This window comes from Roseovarius sp. MMSF_3281 (genome assembly GCF_030733685.1).
Taxonomy (GTDB): domain Bacteria; phylum Pseudomonadota; class Alphaproteobacteria; order Rhodobacterales; family Rhodobacteraceae; genus Roseovarius.
On sequence record NZ_JASHIM010000030.1, the window covers coordinates 21352 to 27922 of the forward strand.

A 6571-nucleotide genomic window follows, 5' to 3' on the forward strand; every position below is an offset into this window, starting at 1 on the left:
TTGGGAAGGTAGGCATTCATCGAGGCGCCCGCGCGTAACGGGCGCCTCAAGCCCGGGCAAACGGTGGTCGAGGCCACCTCGGGCAACACCGGCATCGGCCTTGCCATGGTCTGTGCCGCCAAGGGCTATCCCCTGGTGATCACCATGGCCGAAAGTTTCTCGGTCGAGCGGCGCAAGCTGATGCGCTTTTTGGGGGCCAAGGTGGTCCTGACGCCGAAGGAATTGAAGGGCTTTGGCATGTATTCCAAGGCCAAGGAGCTGGCCGAGGAGAACGGCTGGTTCCTGGCCAGTCAATTCGAAACGGCGGACAATGCCGATATCCACGAGACGACCACCGCGCGCGAGATCCTGAACGATTTCGAGGGGGAGCGGCTGGATTACTGGGTGACGGGCTATGGCACGGGCGGCACGGTATCGGGCGTGGCGCGGGTGCTGCGCAAGGAACGGCCCGAAACCCGGATCATCCTGAGCGAGCCGGCCAATGCCGCCATCGTCGGTTCGGGCTATGTGAACACCCGCAACGATGCGCACCAGCCGACCGAAGGCCACCCGCATTTCCAACCCCACCCGATCCAGGGCTGGACGCCGGATTTCATCCCCTGGGTTCTGCAAGAGGCCATCGACGAGGGCTATTACGACGAATTGATCCCGGTGGCGGGGCCGGATGGGATCGCATGGTCGCGCCGGCTTGCCCGCGAAGAGGGTATTTTCACCGGCATCTCGGGCGGCTCTACCGTGACGGTGGCGATGGAACTGGCCGAAAGCGCGCCCGAGGGCTCGGTCATGCTGGTCATGCTGCCCGACACCGGCGAGCGGTACCTGTCGACGCCGCTTTTCGAAGGGGTCGAAGAGGGTATGACCGAGGAAGAGATGGCGATTTCCATGTCCACGCCGGGGGCCCGGATGGGCGAGGGGTAAGGCGGTTTTCCGGTTTCGAATTGTGCTACGCACAATCCGACGGGGGCGAGGGGCGCTGCCCGGGGTATTTTGACCAGGAAAAGGCGCCGCGGTTGTCAGGAGGGTTTGACCTGCCCCGGCTCAGTGAGGCCCATTTGAGCGAAGGTCAGGCTGGCCTCGTCGCTCAGCACCTGCCAAAGCGCGTGCAGGCCTGCCTCGCCGCCCGCGGCGATGGCGAATTGCAGGATGCGCCCGAAGAAGGTGAAATCGGCCCCGCAGGAGAGCGCCTTTACGGCGTCTTCACCGCTGCGCAACCCGCTGTCGTAAAACAACGGGAATTCGGAGCCGAGGGCGGCGCGGATGTTTTGCAGCGCGTGGATCGGGACCGGCGCGCTGTCCAGTTGACGCGCCCCGTGCGAGGAGACCTGTATGGCATCGACACCCGCCGATTTGAGGCGCTTTGCGTCCTCGACATCCAGCACGCCCTTAACCACCAGCCGCCCTTTCCAACGGTCGCGCAGGCGATCAAGGTAGGACCAATCCGCCGAGCCGCGGCTTTCGGTGCGGTCGAACTTGTCGGCGGCGGTGAAATTGGCCAGTTGCGGGCGGCCATTGAACAAGGTCGACAGCGACCAGCGCGGATGCAGGGCGAAATCGACGAACTGCCGGGGGCCGATGCGGAAGGGCATCTTGAACCCGTGGCGCAGTTCTCGTGGGCGGCGGCCCACCTCGGGGACATCGAGGGTCAGCACGAGCGTCTCGTAACCCGCCGCCTCGGCCCGGTCGACCAGCCGCATGGCGGCGCTGCCGTCGCCGCTGAAGTAAAGCTGGAACCATGCGTGGCCCTGGGCCACCTCGATCATCCGCTCCAGCGGGGTGGAGGCCACCGTCGAAACCCCGAGCGGCACTTGGTAATCGGCGGCCAGACGCGCCAGCATGAGATCGGCGCCGGGGCCGGAGAGGTTGCACATCCCCATGGGGGCAATCCCGAAGGGCCGCCGCGCCGCATGGCCAAAGACCGGCTTGGCAAGGCTGCGCTCACTGACATCGACCAGAACGCGGGTGCGCAGGCGGATATCCCTGAGCGCCTGCCGGGCCATGGCCGCGCCATGTTCCTCGCCGGCCGCCCCGTCGATGTAATCAAACACCATCCACGGCAGGCGGCGGCGGGCCAACCTTCGGGCGTCCGCGCTGCAATGGATATGCTTTGCCCCCATCATTTCGCGCAGGACATGCAGGGCGCAGGGCACACCACCCGCGCGGAGGTGGACCCCAGAAGACAATCGCTCGGGTCCGGCTTGCGCGAACCGGCGACGATGGTTTTCGAATACATGGGCGCGGCCTCTCCTCAGGGGGTCAGAATGATCTTGGGGCTGGCGACACGGCCCGCGCGGATATCGGCAAAGCTTTCGGCCCCCTCGGAAAGGGCGCGGCTTTCCGTCCAATCCAGCGGCCCGAGACGGCCATCGAAGATGGCCTCAGCAGTATCGCGAAAATCCTGCGCGGTATAGGTATAGGTGCCGATAAAAGTGATCTCTTGCAGGGTCATCCGGCGAATGTCCAGCCCGCCCGTGGCCTGCCCCAACCCGATATGGCCGATCACGCCGCCGGGGCGCACAAGGGCCGAGGCCTGTGCCCGCGTGGCCGCAAAGCCCACCCCGTCGATCACGATGTCATAACCCGCGGCGGGCACCGCATCGGGGGCAACGGCCCGCAGGCCGCAGGCCTTTTCCAGAAAGGCGCGGCGCGTGCTGTTGGGTTCAACGATCGCGACATCGCCCACCCCCTGCGCCATCAGGCTGAGCGCGGCCCCCACGCCGATCGCCCCGCCGCCCAGAACCAAGGCGCGCCCTGCCCCGCCCAGCACCGCCAGCGACAGGCGCGTGGTGTGCCAGCCGCAGGCGATGGGTTCGGCCAGCGCCGCCTTGGCAAGCGGCACATCGTCTGGAACCGGCACGAGGTTGCCCTCGGGCATGGCCACCAGTTCGGCAAAGGCGCCTTCGCGGGGCGGCATGGAAATGATCTGCCGCTCGAGGCAAAGGTTATCCTGCCCGGCCCGGCACGCGCGGCAGGTGCCGCAGGTGACCAGCGGATTGATCGTCATCCGCTGCCCGTCGCGCGGCCCGCCGGTGATCACGCCCGCCGCCTCATGCCCAAGGATCAGGGGCGCGGGGCGGCGTTCATCATGGCCCAGATAGGCATGCATGTCCGATCCGCAGATGCCCACGCTGTCGATGCGGATCAGGTGTTCGCCCTGCCCCGGTGCCGCATCCGGAACATCGCGAAGCTCCAACCCCTCGGGGCCGGTATACACGAGCGCCTTCATTTCGCGGTAGACCCCCCGTCCACCATGAGGATTTGCCCGGTGACGTAATCCGAGGCGCGCGAGCACAGGAACAGCAGCGGCCCGTCCAAGTCCTCGACCTCGCCGTTGCGGCCAATGCAGGTGGCCGCCGCGCTGCGTGCGGCGCGGTCCGGATCGTCGAAAACCGGGGCCGTCAATTCGGTACGGAAAAACCCCGGCCCAAGGGCATTGGCGGTGATCCCATGGGGCGACCATGCCTCGGCCATGGCGCGGGTCAATTGGGCAATGCCGCCCTTGCTGGCCCCATAGGCGATCCCGCCGGGAAAGGCCCGGCTGCTTTGCAGCGAGGCGAAATTCACGATCCGGCCCCAGCCTTTGTCTTTCATCGCCGGCACCAGTTTCCGGCTAAGGAAAAAGGGCGTGCCGAGGTTGAGTTGCAGCGTCACGTCCCAGCCCGCCTCGGTCACATCGTCGGCCGCCTCGCGGGTGTTGATCCCGGCGGCGTGGATGACGATATCGGGCGCACCGAAGGGGGTGCAGATGTCACGCACCAGATCGGGCAGGCCCGCGCGATCCCCTACATCGCGTGCCACGGCGGCGGTCCTGCCCCCGGCCGCATTGCGCCAATCCTCAAGCGCCTCGGCGCGACGGGCAACGCCCACCACCTGCGCGCCCACCTGTGCCAGAACCGTCGCCGCGCGGCGGCCCAAGCCGCCACTGGCCCCGGTCACGCAGGCCACCTTGCCCGCGACGTCGAACAACCCCGGCTCAGCCATTGGCGCTAAGGTCAAAGTTCTGGCCGGGGAAATACTTGTGCAACCGGATATCAGCAGTGCGCGCATGGCCCTCCATGCCTTCCAGCCGCGAAATCCGCGCGGTGGCCTCGGCCACGGGTTTGCAGCCCTCCTTGGTGGCGCGCTGCCATGTGACGATCTTCATGTACTTGTGCACGCTCAGGCCACCGGTATAGCGGGCCGCGCCCGAGGTGGGCAGCACGTGGTTGGTGCCCGAGGCCTTGTCACCGAAGGCCACGGTCGTTTCCTCGCCCAGGAACAACGAGCCATAGCAGGACAACCGGTCAAGCCACCACTCCAGGTCCTCGGCCTGAACGGTCAGGTGTTCGGGCGCGTATTCATCCGAGGTGGCGGCCATTTCCTCGCGGTCGGCACAAAGGATCACCTCGGCATAATCGCGCCACGCGGCGCGGGCATTGTCGCGGTTCACTTCAGGCAGGTCTTCGATCAATCCGGGCACCAGTTCCATCACCCTCTCGGCCAGGGCATGGTCATCGGTCACCAGCCAGACGGGCGAGTTATAGCCATGCTCGGCCTGCCCGACCAGATCGGTGGCCACCACCTCGGGGTCGGCGGTTTCATCGGCCAGGATCAGGCTGTCGGTCGGCCCGGCGATCATGTCGATCCCCACCCGGCCAAACAAAATGCGCTTGGCCTCGGCCACGAACTGGTTACCGGGGCCGACAAGGATATTGGCGGGCGGCAGGCCAAAGAGGCCAAAGCTCATCGCCGCCACCCCCTGCACACCGCCCATGGCCAAGATGGTGTCGGCCCCGCACAGATCGGCGGCATAGATGATGGCGGGGTTGATCCCCACACCGGGGCGTGGCGGTGAGCAGGCCACGATATGCTCGCATCCCGCCACCTTGGCGGTGGTCACGGTCATGATCGCGCTGGCGACATGGCTGTAACGCCCGCCCGGCACGTAACATCCCGCGCCCTTGACGGGGATGCTTTTCTGCCCCGCGACCAGCCCCGGCACCACCTCGACCTCGATGTCGCGCAGGGTTTCTTTCTGGGCCTGCGCGAACTGGCGCACGTTGTCATGGGCGAACTGGATGTCATCGCGCAGCTTTTGCGGCACCAATGCCTTGGCGGCCTCGATGTCCTCGCGCGTCAGGATCACGTTGCCCTCGTACTGGTCGAACCTGGCGGCATATTCCAAGGCCTTCGCATCGCCGCCCGCCTCGATGTCATCCAGAATGCCTTGCACGGTTTCATGCACATCCGACGCGCCGGATTGCGAGGTCAGCGTTGCTTTCTTGAGATACTCACGTGCCATTGGGTCTGTCCTGTTCATTGAGGGGCGGGGCGAAGGCCCCGGATTCGACTTGAATGTAAGCGCTTACAATTTCCCGTGCAAGCGCTTACATTCTATGGTGCAAATGGGCGAAACCCGCTAGACCCCGCCCGCCCAGGGATACGGACAGATGACGGACAAACCAGATCACCCCGCTAAAACAGTGCCCACACTGGCCGATGTGGCAGAGCGTGCGGGGGTCTCCACGGCGACGGTCTCGCGCTGTCTGAACGCCCCGGCGCAAGTGGTCGAAGGCACCCGCAAACGCGTCTTGGCCGCGGTTCGGGACCTGGGCTATTCCCCCAATTTCGGGGCCCGCGCGCTTGCCGCGAAACGCACCAATACCGTGGGCGCGGTGATCCCCACCATGGACAACGCGATATTCGCCCGCGGCCTGCAGGCCTTTCAGGAGGAACTGGGCCGCGCGGGCATCACCATGCTGGTCGCCTCGTCATCCTATCGCCCCGACCTTGAGGCCGAGCAGATCCGCGCGCTGGTGGCACGCGGGGCCGACGCCCTGCTGCTGATCGGCCATGACCGCGACCCCGCGATCTATCGCTTTCTCGAGGCGCGCGGCGTGCCGGTCCTGATCGCATGGGCCTATGACACATCCGCCGAGAAACCCTCGATCGGCTTCGACAACCGCCGCGCCATGGCCGGGCTTGCCGCGAAGGTGATTTCCCAAGGCCACACCCGCCTTGCCGCGATCACCGCCGAACAGGCCAGCAACGACAGGGCGCGCGAACGGATGAACGGCATCCGCGAGGCGATGCGGGCGGCCGGGCTATCGCCCGATGGCCTGCAGCTGATCGAAACCCCCTATTCCGTGGAACACGGGGCCGAGGCCATGGCCCGGCTGATGGCGCGCTCACCCCGCCCGACGGCGGTGATCTGCGGCAACGACGTTCTGGCCGTGGGCGCCCTGCAACAGGCCCAAGACATGGGGCTGAAGGTGCCACAAGAGGTCTCGATCACCGGCTTTGACGATATCGAACTGGCCCGCGTGGTGACCCCGCAACTGACCACCGTGCATGTCCCCCACCGCGAAATGGGGCGCGAGGCGGCACGCCTTTTGACCCGGATGATCGGCGGCCCCGCCGTAACGCAGAGCATCGAGTTGCACACCGAACTGCGTATGCGCGGGACATTGGCACCGCCCGCGGGCTGATTGGGGGCGCGCCCCCGACGTTGAAAATGGGATTTTCAACGCCTCCCCCGGGCAAGTGTGTTGTTCAGGTTGGCTGATATGTTCTGTTTTCCCGGATCATGGCGTTG

Annotated in this window: 5 protein-coding genes and 1 pseudogene; 2 read left to right on the forward strand and 4 right to left on the reverse strand. The window is 66.2% G+C overall.

Annotated elements, in window-relative coordinates; genetic code table 11:
- Positions 1 to 18 precede the first annotated feature (18 nt).
- Positions 19 to 918: pseudogene (locus tag RBB32_RS19525) on the forward strand (PLP-dependent cysteine synthase family protein); the annotation flags it as partial.
- 95 nt (positions 919 to 1013) lie between these two features.
- Here the strand turns inward: RBB32_RS19525 and RBB32_RS19530 are convergent.
- The 4 genes from RBB32_RS19530 to hisD all read right to left on the reverse strand — a co-directional run bounded on the left by RBB32_RS19530 (position 1014) and on the right by hisD (position 5278).
- Complete coding sequence (locus RBB32_RS19530) at positions 1014 to 2114, reverse strand: alpha-hydroxy acid oxidase (protein ID WP_306155209.1); 1101 nt, start codon at positions 2112 to 2114, stop codon at positions 1014 to 1016.
- A gap of 131 nt (positions 2115 to 2245) precedes the next feature.
- Positions 2246 to 3223 carry a zinc-binding dehydrogenase gene (locus RBB32_RS19535; protein ID WP_306155201.1) on the reverse strand — a complete coding sequence of 326 codons (978 nt, stop codon included), beginning with the start codon at positions 3221 to 3223 and terminating at the stop codon, positions 2246 to 2248.
- The gene (locus RBB32_RS19540) at positions 3220 to 3978 is read right to left on the reverse strand and encodes an SDR family NAD(P)-dependent oxidoreductase (RefSeq protein WP_306155203.1); all 759 of its coding nucleotides are present in this window, start codon (positions 3976 to 3978) and stop codon (positions 3220 to 3222) included. The genes RBB32_RS19535 and RBB32_RS19540 overlap by 4 nt, the downstream gene beginning before the upstream one ends.
- Positions 3971 to 5278, reverse strand: coding sequence for a histidinol dehydrogenase (gene hisD, locus RBB32_RS19545; protein ID WP_306155205.1), 1308 nt, complete (start codon positions 5276 to 5278; stop codon positions 3971 to 3973). Before hisD ends, RBB32_RS19540 begins: the two co-directional genes overlap by 8 nt.
- A gap of 148 nt (positions 5279 to 5426) precedes the next feature.
- Here hisD and RBB32_RS19550 point away from each other — a divergent pair, with 148 nt between their 5' ends.
- On the forward strand, positions 5427 to 6464 hold the full coding sequence (locus RBB32_RS19550; protein WP_306155207.1) for a LacI family DNA-binding transcriptional regulator: 1038 nt from the start codon (positions 5427 to 5429) through the stop codon (positions 6462 to 6464).
- The last annotated feature ends 107 nt before the right edge of the window (positions 6465 to 6571 follow it).